Annotated in this window: 21 protein-coding genes; 3 read left to right on the top strand and 18 right to left on the bottom strand. The window is 61.9% G+C overall.

Annotation, left to right across the window (positions count from 1 at the left end):
• Positions 1–32 precede the first annotated feature (32 nt).
• The 6 genes from K6T64_RS10730 to prfA all read right to left on the bottom strand — a co-directional run bounded on the left by K6T64_RS10730 (position 33) and on the right by prfA (position 5,531).
• Positions 33–764: a ZIP family metal transporter gene (locus tag K6T64_RS10730; protein ID WP_100669003.1), complete on the bottom strand. Its 732-nt coding sequence runs from the start codon at positions 762–764 to the stop codon at positions 33–35.
• Between the two features lie 14 nt (positions 765–778).
• Complete coding sequence (locus K6T64_RS10725; protein ID WP_170099972.1) at positions 779–1,351, bottom strand: manganese efflux pump MntP; 573 nt, start codon at positions 1,349–1,351, stop codon at positions 779–781.
• Between the two features lie 188 nt (positions 1,352–1,539).
• Positions 1,540–2,619 (bottom strand): L-threonylcarbamoyladenylate synthase, encoded by a 1,080-nt coding sequence (locus K6T64_RS10720; RefSeq protein WP_288010118.1) that lies wholly within the window; start codon positions 2,617–2,619, stop codon positions 1,540–1,542.
• 13 nt (positions 2,620–2,632) lie between these two features.
• On the bottom strand, positions 2,633–3,466 hold the full coding sequence (spoIIR, locus tag K6T64_RS10715) for a stage II sporulation protein R (protein ID WP_288010116.1): 834 nt from the start codon (positions 3,464–3,466) through the stop codon (positions 2,633–2,635).
• A 104-nt stretch (positions 3,467–3,570) separates the two neighbouring features.
• Positions 3,571–4,452, bottom strand: coding sequence for a peptide chain release factor N(5)-glutamine methyltransferase (prmC, locus tag K6T64_RS10710; RefSeq protein WP_288010115.1), 882 nt, complete (start codon positions 4,450–4,452; stop codon positions 3,571–3,573).
• A gap of 11 nt (positions 4,453–4,463) precedes the next feature.
• Positions 4,464–5,531, bottom strand: a complete 1,068-nt coding sequence (gene prfA / locus K6T64_RS10705; protein WP_288010114.1) for a peptide chain release factor 1 — start codon at positions 5,529–5,531, stop codon at positions 4,464–4,466.
• A gap of 177 nt (positions 5,532–5,708) precedes the next feature.
• Here prfA and K6T64_RS10700 point away from each other — a divergent pair, with 177 nt between their 5' ends.
• The gene (locus tag K6T64_RS10700; protein WP_170099977.1) at positions 5,709–5,942 is read left to right on the top strand and encodes a hypothetical protein; all 234 of its coding nucleotides are present in this window, start codon (positions 5,709–5,711) and stop codon (positions 5,940–5,942) included.
• Positions 5,943–6,004: 62 nt separating this feature from the next.
• On the opposite strand, the gene K6T64_RS10695 is transcribed toward K6T64_RS10700, so the two are convergent.
• The 3 genes from K6T64_RS10695 to K6T64_RS10685 all read right to left on the bottom strand — a co-directional run bounded on the left by K6T64_RS10695 (position 6,005) and on the right by K6T64_RS10685 (position 7,407).
• The gene (locus K6T64_RS10695; RefSeq protein WP_288010111.1) at positions 6,005–6,679 is read right to left on the bottom strand and encodes a YhcN/YlaJ family sporulation lipoprotein; all 675 of its coding nucleotides are present in this window, start codon (positions 6,677–6,679) and stop codon (positions 6,005–6,007) included.
• A gap of 126 nt (positions 6,680–6,805) precedes the next feature.
• Positions 6,806–7,003 carry a 50S ribosomal protein L31 gene (gene rpmE / locus K6T64_RS10690; RefSeq protein ID WP_041306519.1) on the bottom strand — a complete coding sequence of 66 codons (198 nt, stop codon included), beginning with the start codon at positions 7,001–7,003 and terminating at the stop codon, positions 6,806–6,808.
• A 107-nt stretch (positions 7,004–7,110) separates the two neighbouring features.
• Positions 7,111–7,407, bottom strand: coding sequence for an SHOCT domain-containing protein (locus tag K6T64_RS10685; protein WP_197945653.1), 297 nt, complete (start codon positions 7,405–7,407; stop codon positions 7,111–7,113).
• Positions 7,408–7,647: 240 nt separating this feature from the next.
• Between K6T64_RS10685 and K6T64_RS10680 the strand changes: the two genes are divergently transcribed.
• The gene (locus tag K6T64_RS10680; protein ID WP_288010109.1) at positions 7,648–8,790 is read left to right on the top strand and encodes a glycerate kinase; all 1,143 of its coding nucleotides are present in this window, start codon (positions 7,648–7,650) and stop codon (positions 8,788–8,790) included.
• A gap of 66 nt (positions 8,791–8,856) precedes the next feature.
• Here the strand turns inward: K6T64_RS10680 and rho are convergent, their stop codons facing one another.
• Together rho and glpX are read right to left on the bottom strand one after the other, a co-directional pair.
• Positions 8,857–10,113 carry a transcription termination factor Rho gene (gene rho / locus K6T64_RS10675; RefSeq protein ID WP_100669012.1) on the bottom strand — a complete coding sequence of 419 codons (1,257 nt, stop codon included), beginning with the start codon at positions 10,111–10,113 and terminating at the stop codon, positions 8,857–8,859.
• Positions 10,114–10,274: 161 nt separating this feature from the next.
• Positions 10,275–11,243, bottom strand: a complete 969-nt coding sequence (gene glpX / locus K6T64_RS10670; RefSeq protein ID WP_288010106.1) for a class II fructose-bisphosphatase — start codon at positions 11,241–11,243, stop codon at positions 10,275–10,277.
• Between the two features lie 157 nt (positions 11,244–11,400).
• Here glpX and K6T64_RS10665 point away from each other — a divergent pair, with 157 nt between their 5' ends.
• Positions 11,401–12,990, top strand: a complete 1,590-nt coding sequence (locus K6T64_RS10665; RefSeq protein WP_288010104.1) for a gluzincin family metallopeptidase — start codon at positions 11,401–11,403, stop codon at positions 12,988–12,990.
• A gap of 39 nt (positions 12,991–13,029) precedes the next feature.
• On the opposite strand, the gene K6T64_RS10660 is transcribed toward K6T64_RS10665, so the two are convergent.
• The 7 genes from K6T64_RS10660 to K6T64_RS10630 form a co-directional block, all read right to left on the bottom strand.
• Complete coding sequence (locus tag K6T64_RS10660; RefSeq protein ID WP_288010103.1) at positions 13,030–14,175, bottom strand: N-acetyldiaminopimelate deacetylase; 1,146 nt, start codon at positions 14,173–14,175, stop codon at positions 13,030–13,032.
• Positions 14,172–14,873 carry a 2,3,4,5-tetrahydropyridine-2,6-dicarboxylate N-acetyltransferase gene (dapD, locus tag K6T64_RS10655; protein WP_100669016.1) on the bottom strand — a complete coding sequence of 234 codons (702 nt, stop codon included), beginning with the start codon at positions 14,871–14,873 and terminating at the stop codon, positions 14,172–14,174. The genes K6T64_RS10660 and dapD overlap by 4 nt, the downstream gene beginning before the upstream one ends.
• 6 nt (positions 14,874–14,879) lie before the next feature.
• Complete coding sequence (locus K6T64_RS10650) at positions 14,880–15,569, bottom strand: hypothetical protein (protein WP_133121342.1); 690 nt, start codon at positions 15,567–15,569, stop codon at positions 14,880–14,882.
• Between the two features lie 114 nt (positions 15,570–15,683).
• Positions 15,684–16,331, bottom strand: coding sequence for a fructose-6-phosphate aldolase (fsa, locus tag K6T64_RS10645; protein WP_170086687.1), 648 nt, complete (start codon positions 16,329–16,331; stop codon positions 15,684–15,686).
• A 45-nt stretch (positions 16,332–16,376) separates the two neighbouring features.
• Positions 16,377–17,231, bottom strand: a complete 855-nt coding sequence (locus tag K6T64_RS10640) for a class II fructose-1,6-bisphosphate aldolase (protein ID WP_100669019.1) — start codon at positions 17,229–17,231, stop codon at positions 16,377–16,379.
• Positions 17,232–17,363: 132 nt separating this feature from the next.
• Positions 17,364–17,747: a response regulator gene (locus K6T64_RS10635; RefSeq protein ID WP_100669020.1), complete on the bottom strand. Its 384-nt coding sequence runs from the start codon at positions 17,745–17,747 to the stop codon at positions 17,364–17,366.
• Positions 17,748–17,916: 169 nt separating this feature from the next.
• Positions 17,917–19,551, bottom strand: coding sequence for a CTP synthase (locus K6T64_RS10630; protein ID WP_288010101.1), 1,635 nt, complete (start codon positions 19,549–19,551; stop codon positions 17,917–17,919).
• Positions 19,552–19,625: the final 74 nt, after the last annotated feature.

The following is a 19,625-nucleotide window of genomic DNA, read 5'->3' as shown; positions in this document are numbered from 1 at the left end:
GCGCTGGGCCGCTGAGCATCCAATCGGCCCCTTCACATATGTAACCGGGCGGCAAAATGAATCACCAGCGCCCCCACCACAATGCCGGCAAAGGTTTCCCTCCAGTCCTCTTCCAGGGCCTCGGGCAGAATGTCCCGGGCCACCACATAAGCCATGGCCCCCCCGGCAAAGGCCAGGGCGTAGGAGACCCCGGCGGGACCGGCCTGAAACAGGTTCATCCCCATCCACGTCCCCAAGGGTGTGACAAGCCCGGCTGCCACGGTCACCGCCGTCACCATGAGCGGCGATAGGCCGGCCATGCGAAGGGGCAGGGCGATGCTCATCCCCTCGGGAACGTTGTGGAGGGCGATGGCCAGAGCCAACACCGCTCCCAAAGAGGGCGCCACCCGCTCACCGGCCACGATGGCCAGGCCCTCGGGCAGATCGTGAAGGGCGATGGCAAAGGCGAGAAACCAGCCCAACCTCATGAGGTGTTTCTGCTCAAAATCGCCTTTCCATCCGTCCATCCCGCGCTCCACCGCCCGGCGCAGCACACTCATAAAAGCGACCCCCGCCAGGCCCCCGCCCCAAAAAGCCGCCGGCCCCCCGTGGCGAAGCGCTGAGGGCAACAGGTCGATCCCCACCACCGACGCCATTATTCCTCCGGCAATTCCGAGGCACAGCGCCAACCACCGCCGGGCCCGCTCCCCGAGAGACAAAATCAACAACCCCCCGAGAGGCGTGGCCATCCCAGACCATAGACTGATCCACAACACCGGATCCACCGCCGGGGCCCCCTCTACAACAGAAAATGGCAACCCACGGCGATGAGCAGGGCCCCGCCCACGGCTTCACTGTATCCTCCGAGCCACCTGCCCACCCGCTGCCCCGCGCTCAGCCCCGCCGCGGACAACAGGGCCCCGAAAACGCCAAAAAGGGCCGCGGCGCCCCAGGGATTCACATTGAATAACCCCAGCCCGAAGCCCGCCGTCAAGCTGTCGAGACTGACCCCGAAGGCGTACAAAAGCCAGCCGTAGCTGACCCCGGACCGCATCCAATCCTCCGCTTTTTCCCGCATGGAGTGCCAAATCATGTGGCCTCCGATCACGATGAGAACCACAGATCCGAGCCATTGGGCCACATCGCCGATGGCATAGTGGAGATTCATGCCGAAGCTGAGACCCGCCATAGGAAAAGCCACGTGGAGGACGCCCACCGCGGCGCTGGCTCGCAGAATCTCCGCCGGGCGAGGTTTGGTCAACCCCACGCCCAGCCCCACCGAAAAGGCATCCAACCCCAAGGCCACCGCCAGCAAAAACAAGGTGGCCCACTCCTCCGGCACCATGCCGATCCCGTACCCAACCTCCGCCATAGCCGTCATCCCTTCGTCCGCATCGGTCGGGGTCGTCCCGCCCGTCTGGGACCATGTCTATGCGGACACGCCGAAGGTTAGACATCACGGGGCCACGGCGGGGCCGCCCGCAAGTCCTGCAAGGGGGAATTATGGAGTGAGGACCACCTTGATAAAACTGTCCCTTTTGCCATCGGAATGGCCGCCCTTCATGTCGCCCGGGATACTTGAATCACCCGGTGCCCCGCCGCCTTGATCAGGCGGTTGAGGATGGCCCAGCCGATGCCTTCCGGAGGAAACGGTTCGGCGTAGATCACCTCACATCCCCGGTGATCGAAAAACCGGAGGGCCGAGAAGAGGCCGGCCGCCACCGTGGCCAGGTCCCGGCGGGTGCCGCAGGCCACCACCTCGCAGAAAGGGGGATACGCAGTCCGCCCTTCGGCGGTGGTCAACACCCCCACCCGGCGGCCGGCGGCGTGGTCGTCCGTCGCCCGGCGCACGATCTCCGCCCGGGCGGTATCCAGATCGCCCCGCAGGAGATACAACTGCCCCTTGGGGGCATAGTGCCGGTATTTCATCCCCGGAGCCAGAGGGCGGTCGACGGAAGCTTTCCAGGAGGCGTCCAGTTCCACCGGCTCCCCCAGCACGTCCTGCAGCTCTTCGGGACTGATGCCCCCCGGCCGCAGAATCACCGGCCGGCCCTGGGGCCATCCGATGACCGTGGATTCCACGCCGATCCCCGCCGGTCCGCCGTCCACCAGGAGGGGAATGCGCCCGGCCAAATCCTCCCACACGTCCTTGGCCGTGGTGGGGCTGGGGCGGCCCGAGCGGTTGGCGCTGGGCGCCGCCACCGGAATCCCGGCGACCCGCAGGATGGCGGCGGCCACAGGATGGGCGGGCATGCGGATGGCCACCGTATCCAGGCCCCCGGTGGTGCGCCGGGGCACCCGGTTCGCCGCGGGGAGAACGACGGTCAGTGGACCCGGCCAAAACGCTTCCATCAACCGCTCGGCCGCCGGGAAAATCTCTTTGGCCAGGTCATCCACTTGCCGCTTTTCGGCAATGTGTACGATGAGCGGATTATCCCCGGGGCGGCCCTTTGCGACGTAGATTTTGTCAACCGCCGCGGGATCCAGGGCGTCAGCCCCGAGCCCGTAGACCGTCTCTGTGGGAAATGCCACCGTTTCTCCCCGGGACAAAAAAGCAGCGGCCTCGAGGATAGCCGGATCGTTTTTCAACCCTTCCGGATCGTCCAGGGCCGCGGCCACACGCATCCACTTGGTTTCCATTTTCAAGCCCCCATCACCATAGATGCCGGAACCATTCCACGATTTTCATGATGAGCTCAACAATAAACCACCTTATGACCACCGGCTCTTTATGACCATCGACACCGGGCAACTCCACGGTGGTGACGTTCCCCTTTTCGTGGAACGTGGGAACCGCGTCGCCGTTCGTCAAATCGACGAAGCACAGGGGCGGAAAGAGCACACACCACCAATTGGTCCCCAGGCCACTTCCCAACGTGATCCGCAAAGCTTCGTAACGACCGGCGGGGTACACCTGATCCCCGTAGATTTTCGTCGGAAAGGGCACCATTCCAAAATCCGCCCGCACCGGGTAGTGGAACCCCGCAGCCCGGACCTCTTCCTGGGCGATCGCCTCCGCCTGGGGCACCAGGGCGCGAAGCCGGGCCCGGGCCTCGTCGGCGGTGGTCACGCCCTTCAGGTGATCGGACACCAGTTGGATGATCTTATCCCGAACCTTCAGTTTGACCGCCTGGTCTTCGGGGCGATCGCTGTTGGCGATGATCCGCAGGCGGATCGCCTGATTCGGGATTGGAATAACGGCCCCGTCGCTGCCTCCCGCCCCGCCCGGCGCGTCCAGAGGGGGGAGTTGTCCACCCGTCGAGAAGGCGGTCCCGGCGGGATGTGCCCCTGGGGTAAAGGCGCCCGGGGCAGCGGTCACCGGAACCCCGCTGGGCCCTTCTTGGGGCCTCCAGGACCGATCGGGAAGCAAAGCCCCGATCCACCCCACCCCCAGTGTAAGCGCCAAGGCCAAAGGACCGACCGTGACCCGCCACAGCCACACCGCCCACGGCCGGGGACGTTTCGGTTGCTGTTCTTGCTCTTCCACGGCTCATCCCCCCGCCTCACCGCTGCTGTCGTACCAGCAGTATGGCCGGCGGGGAAAAATCTTAAACCTTGCAAACCTATGATTGCATTCTGATAGAGAAGCCGTTATGAGAAGCGGCCCCAGACCACCCGTTCGATGCCCGCCAGGTCCCGGTCTGTCCCCGTTTCCATCTGGACATCGGCGGCGCCGCCCGCCACGTGACGAAGGCTCTCCTCCAGAAGGCGGCGCACCGCGCCGGCTTGGCCCGCCCCCACCTCCACCGCCACGGCGCCCGGACGGGCGAGAACTTCGGGCAACTGGGAGAAGAGGCGCCGATACACCGCCAGGCCGTCCCCGCCTCCGTCCAAGGCCGCCCGGGGTTCGAACCGGGCCACCTCGGGCTGCAGGCCCTCAATCTCCCCGGACGGAATATACGGAGGATTGGAGACGACGATATCCGCTCGCTGCTTATGGTCGAGCAACGGGAAGAGGAGATCCCCTTGTACCAGGGTGACCCGATCCGCCACCCCGTGCCGCCGTATATTCCGGGAAGCCACCTGAAACGCCCCGGGTGATACGTCGATGCCCACGATCCGGGCCCCGGGCCAGTGGTGAGCCAGGGCCACAGCCAGGGCGCCGCTGCCTGTACCCACATCGGCGATCAGCGGGCGTTCCCACATGGAGCGCCACCCCAGAACCCGCTCCACCAGCCCTTCGGTCTCCGGGCGGGGAATGAGGACCTCGGGGCCGACTTCGAGTTCCAACCCGTAAAACTCCACCACCCCGGTGATGTACTGCAGGGGCTCCCGACGGGCCCGGCGGCTGACACCTTCGGCAATCCGCCGCTCCTCTTCCGGGGTGAGCACCCGGTCCGGATGAGCGTAGAGATGCGCTTTGCCCACGCCCAGCACCCGCTGGATGAGCACCTCGGCGCTCAACCGAGCATCCTCCACCCCGGCTTTTCGCAACTGCGCCACGGCCGCCTTCAATGCTTCGTGAACGGTCACGGGGAGGTTCCTCACTGGGCAATGGATAATTTCTCCACTCGATCCGCGGCGATCAAGGCGTGGATGATCTCGTCCAAATCGCCGTCGAGCACGGCGTCAAGGCGGTGGAGGGTCAGGCCGATGCGGTGGTCGGTGACGCGATTCTGGGGAAAATTATACGTGCGAATCCGCTCGCTGCGGTCCCCGGTGCCCACCAGGCTTTTACGGGTTTGGGCCAACTCCTCCTGCTGCTCCCGGTGATATTTTTCGTACAACCGCGCCCGGAGGACCCGCATGGCTTTCTCCCGGTTTTTGAGCTGGGATTTCTCATCTTGGCAGGACACGACGATGCCGGTGGGAAGGTGGGTGATCCGCACCGCGGACTGAGTGGTGTTCACGCTCTGTCCCCCCGGACCCGTGGAACAAAATGTATCGATGCGAAGATCCTTGTCGTGGATCTCCACCTCGACCTCTTCCACCTCGGGCATGACGGCCACGGTGGCCGTGGACGTGTGGATGCGGCCTCCGGATTCGGTGGTGGGCACCCGCTGGACCCGGTGGGCCCCGCTTTCAAATTTTAACCGGCTGTAAGCCCCCCGGCCCTGAACGCTGAAGACCACTTCTTTGAAGCCTCCAAGATCGGTGGGGTGAGAATCGATCATCTCCACCCGCCATCCTTGGCGCTCCGCATATCGGGTGTACATGCGAAACAGGTCGGCGGCGAACAAAGAGGCCTCCTCGCCGCCGGCGGCGCCGCGGATCTCCACGATGACATTTTTATCGTCGTTGGGGTCCCTGGGCAAAAGTAGAATCTGGAGTTTGGCCTCCAGCTCTTCCCGCCGATGCCCCAGGGCGGCAATCTCCGATTTCACCCATTCCCGTATCTCCTCGTCCAGGCGCTCTTCAAACATTTCTTTGGCCTCGCGGAGAGCGGAAACCACCTGTTTATACTCCCGGTACGTTTGAACGGTCTCTTCGAGATCGGCCTGTTCCTTGGAATAGGTCCGCAGTTTCTCCGGATCGGCCAGGACGTCGGGGTCGCACAGGCGGCGGCTCAGATCCTCATAGCGTTCCTCGATCGCCTGAAGTTTGTCCCACATGGTCATTCCTCCTTGACCGTATCGCCCAGCCGCACATAAACGATACCATTCTAACATTATAAAGGAATTCCCTGGCCGGGAAAACCGAAGGAGGCGAAAATGCGGGATTTTCCTCTTTCGTCCCCGGTCAATTGGTTGTACAATGGGGATCGGTGTTTCGATTCGGGGGTGAGTAGGGTGAATCAGGCAGAACTTGATGAATGGGCCAAGGAGTTGGCACCGGAACTGGGGGAATCTCCGGCCCGCACCCGGGAGCTGGTGCAGGCGGTGTACGACGGGCTTGCCCGCTACAACGCTCTTGAATCTTTCCCCGCAGAGACGATCCGGACGACGATCCGCTGTCACCTCAAGGCCTTTTGGCCGCGGTTTCGCACGGCTTCGGGGCCTGGCGGACGGTCCATCAGCCGATAAACGTTACAAAGCCACCGACACCGGTGGCTTTGATTGTGCATGTTCACGTTTTGAGTCCGGGGTCACGGGCCTCGAAAGGGAGGTGCCGGAGTGGGCGGTGTGTTGACCGAATTCCTGGCCGGGGAGGGCGCGGGGGGTTCGAGTTTGGGCTTGACCGCAGGAATCTGCCGCTGCCACTGGTCGATCCTCGACTGAAAATCGCTCACCGGTCTTCCCGCCCGCACGGCGTCAGCCACGTCTTCAATCTGCCGCAGCAAGGTCCGGTCTTCGGTGATATGCGCCTCGTTGATGACCGGCGCCGTGATCAGAAGCCGCTGGCGAATCTCGGTTTTCACTTGCTCCGTGCGCTCAGCGTCCCGAATGGGCATGGATACGCGAATTCCAATGAAAGCCCGGTGATTCCGGACCACTGCCGTCGCCGACTGCACCCCGGGTACCGAAGAGGCCACATCCGCCAATCGGTCGGCCAAAGCCGCCTCTCCGCCGGCCACACCCGCACCGGAGCGGGGAGATGGCAGGGTCCCCAGACTAACCGGCGGGTTCAGCACGTCTTGTCCGTGTGCCCAACGGTTGCGGTCCCCGTCGCCGTCCACATCGATCCGCGACCGGTCCATCTTCGGCGCGGCGGGGGGTTGTGCCCCGGCACCGGGCTGCCCGATCCCGCATCCCGCGATCACCAGGACCGCCCCCACCGCCGCAGCGGCACCGCTCCGCCAATTTCTCCGCCTCTGCCTCATCGCGTCACCTCCTCACCTCGGCTTTAATGTGCCCAGGTGAGAAAGGATTGAAACAACAAAGCCGACTCCCATCCTTCCGGAAGCGATCCGGGGAGCCGGCTCATCGGCGGAATGCCGCATGGCCATTCACATGTTGTATTTCTTCTTAAACCGCTCGACGCGCCCGCCGGTGTCGACAAACTTCTGCTTGCCGGTGAAAAACGGATGGCATTTCGAGCAGATCTCCACCCGCAGGTTCTCTTTTACCGAGCCGGTCTCAAAAGTTTCCCCGCAGGCACACGTCACTTTTGTAATCTTAAACTCCGGATGAATTCCAGCCTTCACGAACACTCACCTGCCTTCCTCGGACACCTCCGCACAAAACGAAAGCGCCAAGGTACATTATATCGCCATCGCACCGTAGATCGCAATGGAAAGTTCGCCCGCCCCCCTCACCATTTTGGCCGATGCTCTTGGAGGTCTTTCATCATATTGGCAAAGGTTTCTCGGTCGATCTCTCCCCGGGCGTAGCGCTCGCGCAGCACCTGTTCCGCCCGGTCGCCGGACCACCCGCCCCCGGGAGCGGCGTGTCCACCGTACCGCCTGACCAAGAAAACGATAAACCAGATCACCAAGCCCACAATGATAATCCACAGGAGAAAGCCAAGTCCCATCATGCCAAACATGCCCATCGGCCACCACCCCCAATCTGTGCCCGGTCCGACACCAGGTCCATATCCGTACATCATTCACTCATCCCCCTTGCTTGGGCTGAGGGCACCAAAGGCATTGGGTCCGCGGCACCCTGCAATTTTATTGTATCATGAAGAAGGGACGGCCAACACGTTACGGCTTGGAACAAAGGCGAATTCTTCGCATCTTTTGCCGGAAAACTCTTGTTCTTCCACTTCAACCCGTTATTCTCATGCTGAACAAAATCCGCGGAGGCCGGGCTCCAGCGCCTCACCGTGCAGAAAGGGTGATCGTGTATGAAAATTGTGATTGCTCCAGATTCTTATAAAGGTAGTCTAAGCGCCGTGAAGGTGGCGGCGGCCATGGCAAGGGCGGCCCGGGAGGTGTTCCCAGACGCCCAGGTGGAGGAGATCCCCATGGCCGATGGCGGCGAAGGCACGGTGGACGCACTGGCAGCCGCGACGGGGGGCCGACGTGTGCAAGCCAGGGTGACGGGCCCGCTCGGCGCCCCGGTTGAAGCCACCTTCGCCATCCTCGGGGACGGCCGCACGGCGGTGATCGAGATGGCCCAAGCGTCGGGGCTGCCCTTGATCCCAAAGGATCGGCGGGATCCCGGCCGGGCGTCCACCTTCGGTACCGGCGAGTTAATCCGGGCAGCTCTGGACGAAGGATGTGATACACTCTTGATCGGCCTGGGGGGGTCGGCGACCAACGATGCCGGCGCGGGTATGTTGCAGGCTTTGGGAGCCCGGATCGTCGATGCGGAAGGCCAGGATCTCCCTCCCGGCGGTCTCGCCCTGGCCCGGGCAGCCCGGGTCGATCTTCAACACCTGGATCCCCGGCTGGCTGGCGTACGGGTCCGGGCCGCCTGCGACGTGGACAATCCCTTGATCGGCCCCCAGGGCGCCAGCGCAATATTCGGCCCACAGAAAGGCGCCACTCCCGAACTGGTGCGGGCGTTGGACGAGGCTCTGGAACATTTTGGCCGGTTGCTTGAGGCCGCCACCGGGCGGAGCGTCCTGGATCTGCCGGGGGCAGGCGCGGCGGGAGGACTCGGGGCCGGTCTGGTGGCCGGGCTCGGCGCCTCCCTGGAACGCGGCGTGGGCTTGGTGGCCGAAGCGGTCAAGCTTCCCGACCGAGTGCGGGACGCAGATTTGGTCCTGACAGGAGAAGGAAATACCGACCACCAGACCGCCCGCGGAAAAACGCCAATGGGCGTGCTGGAGATCGCCGCTTCCCTGGGTGTGCCGGTCGTGATTTTGTCCGGTGGACTGGGGCCTGGATATGATGAGCTTCGCCGGATCGGGCCCGCGGCCTGTTTTAGCGCGGTACCCGGACCGTGCACATTGGATGAAGCCATTGCCGCCGGAGAAGCTGGGGTTTACCGTGCAGCCAAAGAGATCTTGCTCACCTGGCGAATGGCCATGGGAATTCGCTGAGGCGATGAAACCCGTTCGCAACCTTCGGGGCGGTCGCGGGAGGTCTGGAAAAGTCTAAGGCCCCCTTTAAGCCCGGGCACTGCGCTCCCGCACATCCAGCGTAGCCAGAAACTCGGCGTTTGTCTTTGTCTCTTTCAGTTTCTTCAGGAATAGTTCGGTGAAGTCCGGGGTATCACTCATGGCCCGCCGCATGGCCCAAAGGCGGTCCAGTTGCTCCGGGGTGAGAAGCAACTCTTCCCGCCGGGTGCCCGAGCGCCGGATGTCGATGGCCGGGAAAATCCGCTTTTCGGCCAGGCGCCGATCGAGGTGAAGTTCCATATTGCCGGTTCCCTTGAATTCTTCGTAGATCACATCGTCCATTCGAGATCCGGTGTCGATGAGGGCTGTGGCGAGGATGGTCAGGCTGCCGCCTTCCTCGATGTTCCGGGCGGCTCCGAAAAAGCGTTTGGGCCGGTGGAACGCGGCGGGGTCGATTCCGCCGGACAAAGTGCGGCCACTCGGGGGAATGACCAAATTGTACGCCCGGGCGAGGCGGGTAATGCTGTCCAGGAGAATGACCACGTCCCGCTTGTGCTCCACCAGGCGCTGGGCGCGTTCCAGAACCAGCTCGGCCACCTTAATATGATTGTCGGGCACTTCATCAAAGGTCGAGGCCACCACTTCGCCCTTGACGGAACGCTGCATATCGGTCACTTCTTCCGGCCGCTCGTCTATCAGCAGAATAAACAACTCGATCTCCGGATAGTTGGTGCCGATGCTGTTGGCGATCTCTTTGAGAAGAAGGGTCTTCCCGGCTTTGGGCGGCGCGACGATCAGCCCCCGCTGGCCGAGCCCCACCGGAGCGATCAGATCGATGATTCGCGCCGACAGCCGGTCCGGAGTCGTTTCCAAGATGAGCTTTTTATTCGGAAAAAGCGGGGTCAGCGCGGCAAAATGCAGCCGTTCCGCGGCAGCTTCCGGGCTCGTGCCATTCACCGCCTCGACGTGCAGCAAACCGAAATACCGCTCGTTGTCCTTGGGCGGCCGAACCTTTCCCGACACTCGGTCCCCGGTCCGCAGGTCAAACCGGCGAATCTGGGAAGCGGCCACATAGATGTCCTCATTGCTGGGCAGATAGCCGATGGGCCGCAGAAATCCGTAGCCATCGGGCATGATCTCCAATACGCCCTCGGCAAACATGAACCCGTCCCGTTCGGCCAGCGCTTTCAAGATGGCAAAAATCAATTCTTTTTTCTTCATCTGGCCATAATGCTGAATTTGGTATTCTTTCGCCAGCTTATACAACTCGGTGAGTTTTTTCGATTCCAATTCCCCAATGTGCAAATGCTGTCACCTGCATTTCGGATAATTTCATGCATAACCTGGCCCGGCCCGGGAACCCGGCCAACGTTGAACAAACGGCGAGCTTCGAATCGGTGAAACCTTGTCAGGAAGGTGGAATGGAAGGAGGCAGTTGGGGCCGGTGCCAAACCGGCAGCCGGCCATCAGCGAAGAACGAGATGAGGTTTGCGGTCCAACCGGTGTCTCGCTTCAATGAACCGGACGGTGCCCGTTCTCGCACGCATGACCAGCGAGTGTGTCTTGGCCGTGTTTTTCGACAAAAACCGCACGCCGTGAAGCAATTCCCCTTCGGTGACCCCGGTGGCGGCAAAAATCGCATCGTCCCCGCGCACCAAATCTTCCAGGGTTAGCACCTTCCGGGGATCACTGATCCCCATCGTCCGACAGCGTTCCCGCTCGGCATCGTCCTGGGGAACCAGGCGTCCTTGGAACTCACCGCCCAGACATTTTAACGCGGCGGCAGCCAGGACCCCCTCCGGAGCTCCGCCGGTCCCGAACATGATGTCCACTCCGACTTCCTCGAAAGCCGTATTGATGGCTGCCGCGACATCTCCGTCGGTGATGAGTTTAATCCGCGCGCCGGCACTGCGGATCTCTTCAATCAAGGATTCGTGGCGCGGGCGATCGAGCAGGATGGCCACCACTTCACTGATATGTTTATCATTGGCTTTGGCGACTTCCATCAAATTCTCTTTCACCGTGGCATCCAGGTGGATCCTTCCTTTGGCCCGGGGGCCCGCGGCGATCTTCTCCATGTACATGTCCGGGGCGTGCAGCAGGGTTCCCCGGGGCGCCGCTGCCACCACCGTAATGGCGTTCCACAATCCTTTGGCGACGATGTTCGTGCCCTCCAAGGGATCCACCGCCACATCGACCTCCGGGGCGCTCCCGGTTCCGAGGTGTTCCCCGATATACAACATCGGGGCCTCGTCCATCTCCCCTTCACCGATCACCACAATACCGTTCATGTTCACCGTGTCAAACATGCGGCGCATCGCCGTGGTGGCGGCGTCATCGGCCTCCATCTTCTTGCCGGTGCCCATCCACCGCGCCGAGGCCAGGGCGGCCACCTCGGTCACCCGAACCAATTCCATGGCTAATTCCCGTTCCACCCGGTCCGCCTCCCTACGATCGCTCTCCACCTTTAACTATAGCACGACAAAGCCGTCTCCAAAAGCACGCCCAGGCAGGAAGCGACCCATACGATATGAATCTATCAAGTGACGGGTTCGATATTCGAGATGAATTTCGGGTACGGAGGTGGTCGGGGTGCGGAGGTGGATCGGCGTCGCTTTAGCCCTCTTGATCGCCCTGGGATCCACGTCCCTGGTGGTCAAGACCGCCGCTTATCCCGAACGCTCCTGGGTTCAATTGGCTGCAGCCGCCGCGCATTACGCGCATAGGACCTTTGCAAGCGAATGGGCCAAGGCCTTTGCCTCCCGGGAAGAGCCCGCTGCCCGAGATGTCGCTCCCGGAAAGCCGCAGACCGCTGCACCCATCACCTATGAGATCGAGGCCAAGTTAGACCCTGAACAACATCAGATCCGCGGCCGAGAAACCGTGGAATGGCAGGATCCCTTGCCGAGCCCGGTCCACTTCTATCTCTATCCCCTAAATCCCGGCGGCATTCAGGTTCACGGGGTATACCGAGATGGAAAGAGCGTCCCTTATCAGGTGCTGGGGGAACAACTGCTGATACAAGTCGGGTCCGGGACTTCCAAACGGCTGACCCTGGAGTTTACCACAGACATCCCCAGCGGCGGGACCCGTTACGGGGAGCGGGACGGGGTATGGATTCTCGCCTATTGGTATCCCATCCTCGCATCCCTGGATCAAACAGGTTGGATCACTCCACCTCCGTCCAAGGGATTCGGTGAACCCTATATCGTCGACACCGCGGACTACCGGGTCACATGGACGGCACCGAAGGGGATGACTTGGTACGCCTCTGCCCCGGCGCAAAGCGCCGTGCCCTCGGGTGATGGGACGGTCACCGTCAAGATGGACGGACGCGCCCTGCGCAATTTTGCCCTGGTGGGGTCGGCGGGGTACCAGGACACAACCCTGACTTTGGCTGACGGCTTGACGGTCCACCTCGGCCTCCTCGCCCCGGAACACCGCGCTGCGCTTGAAGCCACGGCAACGGCGGCCTTGAACCTTTACCGCGCCCGATTTGGCCCCTTGCCGACCCATGCGGTGGCCTTGGTGGAGACTCCGCCCGGCACCACCTTCGCCCAGGAGCTGCCAAATTTAGCGCTGATCGACGTTGACCTGTGGAACGGGCAGATGCCCGAGCAGGACGCCGACCGGTGGACGGCCCACGAACTCGCCCATCTGTGGTGGTATAGCGCCGTGGGCGATTACGAAGGGCTGACGCCATGGATGGATGAAGGGCTGGCGGATTACAGCTCCTATCTTTATGAAGAAAGCCGATACGGCCCGGAAGCGTACGAAGCGGCCATGAATCGCCTGACGAGTTGGTTCCGGGAAGGTCGGTCTTATTCGCCGGGCCACCCGGGCGTTGCCCTTCCCACCCGGGACCTCGGGGCAACGGAGCGGCCCTATGAAGATTTTGACACCGAATGGCAGTATTACTTCCTCGAATATCTCCGCCCCGTCCTCATGTACCGGGATCTGCGCCAGGCCATGGGGGACGACCGGTTTTTCTCCTGGCTGCAAACCCTCTACCGTCAACACGTGGGCGCGGTCCTCACCGCGGACCGGTGGCGGGACAGCCTACAACAGGCCGACCCCGCAGCCCTGGAGCGGGCAAACTTGTGGCTCGACACCCCTTATCGCACTGTCCTTCGCCAGCTGGATCCGGGCGGCAATCTGCATCTTGCGGACGAGACACCGTGAAACACCGCCGGCCGGCGGTCGAGTCTCCGGGCGATCGGCTTACACCGCGGCATCCCGTTCGATTTTCCATGTAAAATATCGGGTTAACAAGGAGACGGCAATGTCGATGGCCCGTTCATCGGGGTTCATGCCGGCGCTGTGCAGCCCCTCGGGGCTGTCGACGCCGAGCCAAAACATAAATCCGGGAATCGTTTCGAGAAAATACCCGAAATCTTCGCCCGTCATGGCGGGCTCGCAGGGTATGACCTTCACCCCGCCTTCCCGGGCGGCCCAATCCATGAACTCCCGGGTCAAATCCGGCGTGTTGTACACCTGCTGGTAGTTCGCTCCGTAGTCGATGGTCGCCCGACAGGAGAACCCCTCTTCAATGCCCCGGACCAGCGCCTCAATCCGCTCTTTCATCTGGGAGAGGGACTCTGTGGAAAGCGCCCGGATCGTCCCCTCCAGGCGCGCCCGCTCGGCGATGATGTTCTGCTTCGTCCCGGCCTCCATCCTCCCGATGGTCACGACCCCCGCATCCAGGGGATTGAGGTTCCGGGCCACCACGGTCTGCAGTTGAACGAGCAGATGGGCTGCCGCCACCGCCATATCCTTTGCCCGATGGGGAAAGGCCGCATGGCCGCCCTGGCCGATGAGGTCGATAAACAGCTCAGAGGTGCCCGCGAACAGCGTCCCTTCCCGGAGAGCGACAGCCCCCACAGGATATTCCGGCGCCACGTGGAGGGCGACCATCCAATCGGGCTTCCACCGCGAAAACTCCGGACTGTCCCGCATGGGCCGGGCACCTCCCGGCCCCTCCTCGGCGGGCTGAAACACCACCACCAGATCATCCCGCACAGGGTGGTGCACAAAGTGTTCCACCACCCCCAGGGCCACGGTCATGTGGACATCATGGCCGCAGGCGTGCATATAACCGGGACGCACAGAACGAAAGGCTAGGCCCGTAGCCTCCTCCACCGGAAGCCCGTCCATGTCCGCCCGGTAGCCAACCACCCGCCTGGGGGCCGTGCCCTTGATCCGCACCAACACCCCGGTGCGCCACGTCTTCACTTCGATTCGGGAGGCGGGCAGCCGGGCGAGGACATTGAGGATATAGCGCTGGGTTTCAAACTCCTGAAATCCGGGCTCGGGAATGCGGTGCAGATCCCGGCGGATCGCCTGCAGGTCGAGAGCCCCCGGGGTCACAGTTGCCGCAGCTCCTGCTTAATCTCCGTTTTCGCCCGGGTTTGTTCGTCGATCCGCTTGATGACCCGGGCCGGAGTCCCCGCCACCACCGTGTAGGGCGGAACGTCTTCGATCACCACCGCGCCGGCCGCCACCACCGCGCCCCGGCCCACCCGGATCCCCTCCAGAATCACGGCGTTCGCCCCGACCACTACATCATCCTCCACCACCACGGGCTTAGCGGATGGAGGTTCCACCACCCCGGCGATGACGGCACCGGCGCCGATGTGACAGTTCTTTCCGATGATCCCTCGACCGCCCACCACGGCGTTCATGTCGATCATCGTACCCTCCCCGATGACCGCCCCAATGTTGATCACCGCGCCCATCATGATCACCGCCCGCTCCCCGATCTCCACCCGCTCCCGGATGATAGCTCCGGGCTCGATCCGCGCCTGGAGCCCCTTTGTGTCGAGGAGGGGAATCGCGGAATTCCGCCGATCACTTTCCACCACCCAATCGGTGATGCGTTCCCTGTGGGCAGCCAGCACTTCCCGAAGCTCGTCCCATTCGCCGAACACCACGCCGACATCTCCGGAGATAAACGCTTTGGCCCCCGGCCCGAAATCGATTCCATCCAGCCGTCCTTTCAGGTAAATCTTGACCGGCGTCCGCTTTTTACTGTTCTGGATAAACGCGATGATTTCTTTCGCGTCCATGTCCGCTCACTCTCCTTTACCGTCCGGCTGCTCCGTTCGCGGGGCGGACCCCGCCCGCATAACCCCAAGCCAAATAAGGAGGATGCCGACCAGTTCGCTGATCGGGAGGAGGGCCGGGTACCCGGTCTTGGCCGCCGACCCCGCGGCACTGAGGATAATTGCCCCGAAGGCGATTAAAAGCCCCGAAGGCTGCCGGGTCTCCCACCAAGACCACAGGGGGCCGACAATCAGGATCACTCCCCCCACCATGGACAAAAGCAAAGGATACCATGCCCGGACCAACCCCGGCATCGCCTCCCCGCCGATGGCCGTTCCCGCCCCGCGGAATCTGGTCATATCCAGGGGGCCTAAGCTGATGAGCTGCACCAAAAAGACCAGGGACACCACGACCACATACGCGGTGAAGGTCCACTGGGCCCATCCCCGGCGGCCCCTTCCCAGCAAATCCACCTCGCCCGCCGCCATAGTCGCCACCAGCACCAAAGCCGCGTAGTAGTAAATTTTATAAATCGCAGAAGTCCATCCCCAAACCAAGGCGTACCCTTCTCCGAAGGCCGCCACGGTGTAGAGAAGGAACGAGGCCGCCCACCAAAAATGGTGGGCTCCGCCCCGCTTCGCCCACCGTTTGATCATCGAACCGGCAAGGCCCAGCGACACCACCGCCGCCGCCCACGCCACCCATGCGGTGATCGACAACACCGCCGCCTCCTTTGTGCTGGATCCCGTTTCTTTTGTCGGCGCGAACCCGTACCTAAGGCGGAGGCCGCCCCGCCTCGCGGCCGGGGCGAGGAGAGGGGAGTCGGCCGGGACTCAGGGAGTGGGGCGGTTCCCCCAGTCCGCGAGGAATCGCTCGATGCCGAGGTCGGTCAACGGATGTTTGACCATCCGCTCCAGCACGGCAAAGGGGACCGTGGCAATGTGAGCCCCGGCCAGGGCGGCTTGGGTGACATGCACGGGATGCCGAATGCTGGCGGCGATGATCTGCGCATCCAGGCCGTGAAGTCGGAAAATCTCCGCCACTTCGCGGATAAGGGCGATTCCGTCGTACCCGATATCGTCCAGCCGGCCCACGAAAGGACTCACGTAGGACGCCCCGGCACGGGCGGCCAGAAGGGCCTGGTTGGTGGAGAAAACCAGCGTCACATTCGTCCGAATCCCTTCTTTGGCAAAGGCGTGGGCCGCTTTCAAACCTTCCGCGGTCATCGGCACCTTGATGACGATGTTCGGGGCCACAGCCGCTAGCTTCCGCCCTTCCTCCAGCATGCCCTCGGCATCCAGGGAGAGAACCTCCGCACTGATCGGGCCGGTCACCATCCCGGCGATTTCAACCAGGGTTTCGACAAAATCCCGGCCTTCTTTGGCGATGAGGCTGGGATTGGTGGTCACCCCGGACACCGCCCCCCAGGCGCTGACCCGGCGGATCTCTTCGACATTCGCACTGTCGATAAACAGCTGCACCCGAATCCCCCCTCGATAATGGGCGGCACCGCATCGCCCCGGCGATTACGCTTTGCCGTTACTTCCGAACAGGCGAATCTTCGCCTTGACCGTGTCCTTAATGGCTTGGCGGGCGGGCCCCAGGTACTTGCGCGGATCGTAGACTTCCCGGTCCGCGGCGAAAATCTCCCGAACTTTGGCCGTAAACGCTTCTTGGTTCTCGGTGTTCACGTTGATCTTGGCGACCCCGAGGCTGATCGCTTTCCGAATATCCTCGTCGGGAATCCCGGAACCTCCATGGAGGACAAGGGGCAGTTTGCACAGGTCTCGAACGGCGGCCAAACGGTCAAAATCCAGCTGGGGCTTGCCTTTGTACCGGCCATGAGCCGATCCGATGGCCGGCGCCAAGGCGTCGATTCCTGTCTCCTCCACCAGCCGCTTGGCTTCCTCGGGGCGCACCAAACTCGCTTCCCGCTCGTCGACGGTGAGCTCGTCTTCTGTTCCACCGATCCGCCCCAACTCCCCTTCCACCGACACTCCCAACACTTTACAGGCGTCCACGACCTGCTTGGTCAGGCGAATATTCTCCTCCAAAGGATGATGAGAGCCATCAATCATGATGGAGGACCATCCCCGGCGCAAACACTTGAGTACCCACTCGTAGGAACTGCCGTGGTCGAGGTGAAGCACCACCGGAACCGTGGCATTGCGGGCAGCCGTCAAAGCGATGGCCGCCGTGTAGTCGATGCCCATGTACTTGATGGCCCCTTCACTGGTTCCCAAGATCACCGGAGACCGTTCCTCTTCGGCGGCCTCCATAATCGCCTGGGTGAACTCCAGGTTGTTGATGTTGAACTGGCCCACCGCGTACCCGTTGCGAAACGCGTCGTCCAGCACTTCTTTCAATGTGGCCAGCGGCACCGAACATCCCTCCAATGTAAAATATCGTCCAATCCATCGGCAGCCATGCCCGTTCCCTGCCATTATATCACGGGAATTTTTCACCTGTCGCGCCAGGGCGAGTCCAGGCGCCGACGTATGTAGGGACGACCTTCAGCTCAACTGATCCCTAATCACCTGCCGGAGTACTTCGATGTCGAAGGGTTTGGTGAAATGCGCCACCACCCCCAACTCATCCGCCTCTCTCACCAGATCGAGTTCGCCGTACGCTGTCATCATGATAACCTTCACCGCGGGGTCGATGTCGCGGATGTGGCGCAGGATCTCCAGTCCATCCATCCCCGGAATCTTCATATCGAGGATGATCAGATCCGGCCGCTCATCTTGAACAATCTGCAAAGCCCCTGGTCCATTCGCCGCTTGATAAATGCTGTAGCCGTCTTGTTCCAATAATTCCTTCAACAGTACTCGGATCCCGAATTGGTCGTCCACAACTAAAATTTTCTTTGAAGACACGGCCTTTCCCCCTTTCGACATCTCCCTCCTCGTCAATATTTCGCTTCTCAACTGTAAAATCCTCCATGACACGATTCGACATCACATCTCCTTTTTCGACAATCGTGGTTGGACGAAAACCGGTTCCAATTAATTGTCCGAATAAAATATCCCCCTCCCGTTTTGGGAAGGGGATAGGGGTTCGGCAAGCTCAAACCCCGGTGGCCGTGGAGGAAGCCCGCCGCTGCTGCCGGTACTCCATCGCCGCCCGGATAAATTCTCGAAAAAGAGGTTGAGGCCGGTTTGGCCGCGATGTGAATTCCGGATGAAACTGGGTTGCGACAAACCACGGGTGATCTTTCAACTCAATGACCTCCACCAGACGCCCGTCCGGCGAAGTGCCCGCCACCACCAATCCCGCGTCGGCCAAAGCATCCCGGAAGGCATTGTTGAATTCGTACCGGTGGCGGTGGCGTTCAAAGACCACCGACTCGCCATAGGCCGCGTGGGTTTTGGTTCCGACCTTGAGATGGCACGGATAAGCGCCCAGGCGCATCGTGCCGCCCTTGTCGGTCAAACCTTTTTGTTCCGGCAACAGGTCGATGACCGGGTGGCCGGTGGATTCGTCAATCTCTGTGGTGTGCGCATCCTCCCAGCCGAGCACGTTTCGGGCATATTCCACCACCGCCAGTTGCATCCCCAAACAGATGCCGAGGTAAGGAATGCGATTCACCCGGGCATACTCTACGGCGGCAATCTTTCCTTCAATTCCCCGATCGCCGAACCCTCCGGGTACGAGTACCCCGTCAACACCTTCGAGGAGCTCGGCGACATTGTCCGGAGTGACCTCCTCCGCCGAAATCCACCGGATGTCCACGGTGAGATCATTGGCGTACCCGCCGTGGGCAAGGGCTTCCGCCACGCTGATATACGCATCTCGAAGGCTGACGTACTTCCCCACCAGCGCAATGTTGACCCGTCCCCTGAGATTTTTCACCCGTTTGACGAGATCGATCCATTCCCCCATCTCCGCCGGAGGCGCGTCCAATTTCAGGTGCCGGACCGTAATCTCGTCCAGGCCTTCCTCCTGAAGCATCAGGGGGACGTCATAGAGGACCACTGCATCCCGTGCTTCAATCACAGCATCTACGTCCACATCGCAGAATAACGCGATTTTCCGCCGAAGCTCTTGGGAGAGCGGATACTCGGTTCTGCAGACGATCACATTGGGGCTAATGCCGATGCTTCGCAGTTCCTTTACGCTGTGCTGGGTAGGTTTGGTTTTGAGTTCTCCCGAGGGGCGCAGATAAGGGATCAAGGTGACATGAATATACATAACGTTGTCCCGGCCAACATCGCTGCGGATCTGTCGAATGGCTTCAAGAAAAGGCAAGCTTTCGATGTCCCCCACCGTGCCCCCGATCTCCGTGATCACCACGTCCGCCCCGGTGTCCCGCCCGGCCTGGAACACCCGTTCCTTGATCTCGTTGGTGATGTGGGGGATGACCTGAACCGTTCCCCCTAAATAATCGCCCCGGCGTTCTTTTTGGATGACCGACCAGTAAACTCGGCCGGCGGTCACATTGTTGTTTTGCGATAAACTGATGTCAATAAATCGTTCATAATGGCCCAGGTCTAAATCGGTTTCCGCCCCGTCGTCGGTGACGAACACCTCCCCGTGCTGATACGGGCTCATGGTCCCGGGATCCACATTGATGTAAGGGTCAAACTTCTGAATGGTCACTTGGAGTCCCCGGTTTTTTAGCAATCTCCCCAGGGAGGCGGCGGTGATCCCCTTGCCGAGAGACGACACGACGCCGCCAGTGACAAAGATATATTTGGTCATTCTTCATCCTCCCAGGCCGCACGGCACAGAGAAAAAGCCTGATTTGCATCAGGCGTCGTCTCAACCGTTTCCCA

The sequence above is a fragment of the Kyrpidia sp. genome (genome assembly GCF_023512215.1).
GTDB classification, from domain to species: domain Bacteria; phylum Bacillota; class Bacilli; order Kyrpidiales; family Kyrpidiaceae; genus Kyrpidia; species Kyrpidia spormannii.
Note: the sequence above shows the minus strand (reverse complement) of the source record. Positions and strands in the feature narration are given on the sequence as shown.

Bases quoted from the DNA above. Each gene is read 5' to 3' on its own strand.
- K6T64_RS10680 (WP_288010109.1), top strand. From the start codon at position 7,648: ATGAAAATTGTGATTGCTCCAGATTCTTATAAAGGTAGTCTAAGCGCC.
- dapD (WP_100669016.1), bottom strand. From the start codon at position 14,873: ATGGACGCGAAAGAAATCATCGCGTTTATCCAGAACAGTAAAAAGCGG.
- prfA (WP_288010114.1), bottom strand. From the start codon at position 5,531: ATGTGGGACAAACTTCAGGCGATCGAGGAACGCTATGAGGATCTGAGC.
- K6T64_RS10630 (WP_288010101.1), bottom strand. From the start codon at position 19,551: ATGACCAAATATATCTTTGTCACTGGCGGCGTCGTGTCGTCTCTCGGC.
- K6T64_RS10635 (WP_100669020.1), bottom strand. From the start codon at position 17,747: ATGTCGAAAGGGGGAAAGGCCGTGTCTTCAAAGAAAATTTTAGTTGTG.
- K6T64_RS10725 (WP_170099972.1), bottom strand. From the start codon at position 1,351: ATGGCGGAGGTTGGGTACGGGATCGGCATGGTGCCGGAGGAGTGGGCC.
- K6T64_RS10720 (WP_288010118.1), bottom strand. From the start codon at position 2,619: ATGGAAACCAAGTGGATGCGTGTGGCCGCGGCCCTGGACGATCCGGAA.
- K6T64_RS10695 (WP_288010111.1), bottom strand. From the start codon at position 6,679: ATGAGGCAGAGGCGGAGAAATTGGCGGAGCGGTGCCGCTGCGGCGGTG.
- K6T64_RS10685 (WP_197945653.1), bottom strand. From the start codon at position 7,407: ATGATGTACGGATATGGACCTGGTGTCGGACCGGGCACAGATTGGGGG.